The sequence below is a fragment of the Xanthobacter autotrophicus genome, from assembly GCF_029991245.1.
Taxonomy (GTDB): domain Bacteria; phylum Pseudomonadota; class Alphaproteobacteria; order Rhizobiales; family Xanthobacteraceae; genus Xanthobacter; species Xanthobacter autotrophicus_C.
Genome location: NZ_JAIVFO010000231.1, coordinates 1 through 4,012, shown reverse-complemented (window position 1 = coordinate 4,012; position 4,012 = coordinate 1). Strand labels below are relative to the sequence as shown.

2 protein-coding genes are annotated in these 4,012 nt (G+C 69.1%); one reads left to right on the top strand and one right to left on the bottom strand.

Going from position 1 to position 4,012, the window contains the following annotated elements; genetic code table 11:
* The first annotated feature begins 141 nt into the window (after nucleotides 1-141).
* Nucleotides 142-2,946 carry a [protein-PII] uridylyltransferase gene (locus K9U41_RS22035; RefSeq protein ID WP_282642982.1) on the top strand — a complete coding sequence of 935 codons (2,805 nt, stop codon included), beginning with the start codon at nucleotides 142-144 and terminating at the stop codon, nucleotides 2,944-2,946.
* Between the two features lie 127 nt (nucleotides 2,947-3,073).
* On the opposite strand, the gene mmsB is transcribed toward K9U41_RS22035, so the two are convergent.
* Nucleotides 3,074-3,973 (bottom strand): 3-hydroxyisobutyrate dehydrogenase, encoded by a 900-nt coding sequence (gene mmsB / locus K9U41_RS22030; protein WP_282642981.1) that lies wholly within the window; start codon nucleotides 3,971-3,973, stop codon nucleotides 3,074-3,076.
* Nucleotides 3,974-4,012 lie beyond the last annotated feature (39 nt).

Genomic DNA, 4,012 nt, shown 5'->3' with positions numbered 1-4,012 from the left:
CCCCTCGCACGCGGGAGAGGGTCGACCGTGCCCCATTTCAAACGGACCCGCATCGCCCTGCCACGGCCCCCCTCGCGGGGCGGGTGGGTTTGCGCTAAAGGTATAAGCTGCCTTCCTCTTGCTGCCTTCAGATCGCCGAGCATGCCCATCGTCCGCTCCCCCAAAGCCCACAAAGTCATCGGCGAACCGTTCGAAGGCACCAAGCTCCGGGTCGAGGCCCGCGAGATTGCCGCCGCCCACAAGGGCCGCGACCTCGATTTGCGCAATGCCGTTGTCGCCCGCCTCAAGAAGGCGCTTCAGGACGGCCGCGCCGAGGCCGAGCGCCAGCTGAAGCAGGACGGTTGCGGGCGCTGCTGCTCCATGCGGCTCTCCGCCCTGCAGGACGCGGTGATCGCTTCCGCCCACGAGGTGGCCACCAGCTTCCTGTATCCGGCCGACAATCCCTCGCGCTCCGAGCGCATGGCGGTGGCGGCGGTGGGCGGCTACGGCCGGGGCATGATGGCGCCGGGCTCCGACACCGATATCCTGTTCCTGCTTCCCTACAAGCAGACCGCCTGGGGCGAGAGCGTGGCCGAGGCCATGCTCTACATGCTGTGGGATCTCGGCCTGAAGGTGGGCCACGCCACCCGCTCGGTGGACGAGTGCCTGCGCCAGGCGCGGGCCGACTTCACCATCCGCACCTCCATCCTGGAGGCGCGCTTCATCGTCGGCGACAAGGGCCTGTTCGAGGACCTGGAGAAGCGCTTCGACAAGGAGGTGGTGGAAGGCACCGGCGCCGAGTTCGTCGCCGCCAAGATGGCCGAGCGGGAGGAGCGGCTGCGCCGGTCCGGCCAGTCGCGCTACCTGGTCGAGCCGAACGTGAAGGAGAGCAAGGGCGGGCTGCGCGACCTGCACACCCTGTTCTGGATCGCCAAATACGTCTACCGGGTGCAGACCACCGACGAGCTGGTGCAGAAGGGCGTGTTCACCCGCGAGGAGGCGCGCCTGTTCACGCGGTGCGAGGACTTCCTGTGGTCGGTGCGCTGCCACCTCCACTTCCTCACCGGCCGCGCCGAGGACCGCCTGTCCTTCGACGTGCAGCGGGAGATGGCCCAGCGCCTGGGCTACACCGAGCACCCCGGCCAGCGCGACGTGGAACGCTTCATGAAGCACTATTTCCTCGTGGCGAAGGATGTGGGTGATCTCACTGCCATCCTCTCCGCCGCGCTGGAGGCGCGCCACGACAAGCCGGTGCCGGGCCTGAAGGGCATGGTGGAGCGCTTCCGCGCCGGCTCCCGCCGCATCACCCTGAAGGAGACGCCGGACTTCATCCTCGACCATGACCGCCTGAACGTCATCGACGATCAGGCCTTCAAGCGGGACCCGGTCAACCTCATCCGCATCTTCCACGTGGCGGACAAGCGCAACCTCGCGCTGCATCCCGACGCCACCCAGCTCGCCGCCCGTTCCCTGGTGCTCATCGATGCCGGCGTGCGCGAGAATCCGGAGGCCAACCGGCTGTTCCTGGAGATCGTCACCTCGAAGAACGCGCCCGAGACCGTGCTGCGGCGCATGAACGAGGTGGGCGTGCTCGGCCGCTTCCTGCCGGAGTTCGGCAAGATCGTCGCCATGATGCAGTTCAACATGTACCACCACTATACGGTGGACGAGCACCTGCTGCGCTGCATCGGCGTGCTGTCGGAGATCGAGCGCAAGGTGAACCCCGAGAACGGGCTCGCCAACGACCTCATGGGCACGGTGAAGAACCGTAACCTGCTCTATGTGGCGCTGCTGCTGCACGACATCGCCAAGGGCCGGCCGGAAGACCATTCGGTGGCGGGGGCGCGCATCGCCCGCCGCATCTGCCCGCGCCTTGGCCTGTCGCCGGTGGAGACCGAGACCGTGGTGTGGCTGGTGGAACAGCACCTCGTCATGTCGCAGGTGGCCCAGTCCCGCGACCTGTCCGACCGCAAGACCATCGAGAATTTCGCCTCCGTGGTGCAGAACCTCGAGCGTATGAAGCTGCTCACCATCCTCACCACCGCCGACATCAAGGCGGTGGGGCCGGGCACCTGGAACGGCTGGAAGGCCCAGCTGCTGAAGACGCTGTATTACGAGACCGAGCCGGTGCTCACCGGCGGCTTCTCGGAAGTGGACCGGGGCAAGCGCGTCACCGCCGCCCAGTCCCAGTTCCGCAACTCCCTCGCCGACTGGTCGGACGAGAAGGTGGCCGCCTACGTCGCCCGCCATTATCCGCCCTACTGGCTGCGGGTGGACCTCGACACCAAGCTGCGCCACGCCCGTTTCATCGACGAGGCGGAGACCGCCGGCCGCTCCATCGCCACCCACGCGACGCTGGAGGCCGGGCGCGGCATCACCACCCTCACCGTGGTGGCGCCGGACCATCCCAAGCTGTTGTCCATCATCGCCGGGGCGTGCGCGGCGGCGGGGGCGAACATCGTGGACGCCCACATTTCCACCACCACCGACGGGCTGGCGCTGGACACCATCGCCATGCGCCGCGCCTTCGACCGCGACGAGGACGAATTGCGCCGCGCCGGCCGCATCCAGGAGGCGGTGGAACAGGCCCTCACCGGCGAGGTACGCCTGCCCGAGGTGATGGCCCGCAAGATCCCCAAGGGCCGCCGCACCTTCACGGTGGAGCCCGAGGTAACGGTGAACAACGCCTGGTCCAACCGCCACACGGTGGTGGAGGTGTCCGGCCTCGACCGGCCGGGCCTCCTGTTCGCCCTCACCAACACCTTGTCGCGTCTCAACCTCAACATCGCCTCGGCCCATGTGGCGACCTTCGGCGAGCGGGCGGTGGACGTGTTCTACGTCACCGATCTCATGGGCGCGAAGATCACCGGGGCGGCGCGCCAGTCCACCATCCGACGGGCGCTGGTGGCGGTGTTCGAAGGCCCCGCCGAGGACGAGGAAGCCCCGCGCCGCGCCGCGCGGGGGTGAGCCGGCCGAATGCGCCAAGTCCGCGGGGGTCTTAAGTCCGCGCGAGCCTTAAGTTCGCGCGGCGCCTGAACGTCACCCACTCGGCCCCGGTCGAAGACCGGAGCCGAAGACCGGGAGAAGTGGCCGATCAGGTCTCGTCGGCGCGGGTGCGGATCCACTCCACGATGCCGGAGAAATCCTTGCCCTCGTTCCCCTCCGCCGCGAAGGCGGTGTAGAGGGCGGTGGCCGCCGCGCCCAGCGCGGTGGCGGCGCCCGCGGTCTCGGCGGCGTCCTGCGACAATTTCAGGTCCTTCAGCATCAGCGCCGCCGCGAAGCCCGGCACATAGTCGCGATTGGCGGGGCTGGTGGGCACCGGCCCCGGCACCGGGCAATAGGTGGTGAGCGACCAGCACTGCCCCGACGAGGTGGAGGCCACCTCATAGAGCGCCTGGTGGGACAGGCCCAGCTTCTCGCCCAGCACGAAGGCTTCCGACACCGCGATCATGGAGATGCCGAGGATCATGTTGTTGCAGATCTTCGCCGCCTGACCTGAGCCCGCGCCGCCGCAATGCACGATCTTCTTGCCCATCAGCTCCAGCAGGGGCTTGGCCGCGGCGAAAGCGTCGTCGGTGCCGCCCACCATGAAGGTGAGGGTGCCCGCTTCCGCCCCGCCCACGCCGCCGGAGACGGGGGCGTCCACGCTGGCGTGCCCCGCCGCCTGCGCCGCCTCGTGGAAGGCGCGGGCGGAGGCGACGTCGATGGTGGATGAATCGATGAACAGGGTGCCGGTCCGCGCCGCCGCGAACAGGCCGTCGGCGCCGGTGGTGGCGGCGACCACATGCTTGCCCGAGGGCAGCATGGTGACCACCACGTCCGCCGCCGCCACGGCCGCCGTCGCGCTGTCCGCCAGCGCCACGCCCCGCGCCTTCGCCCCCTCCAGCGCCGCCGGGGCGAGGTCGAAGCCGAGCACGCTGTGGCCGGCCTTGATCAAATTGCCGGCCATGGGCCCGCCCATGTTGCCGAGGCCGATGAATGCGATGGTGGTCATGTGGTTCCTCCCCGATGCTGCAGGGGGCCTGCCCCCTCC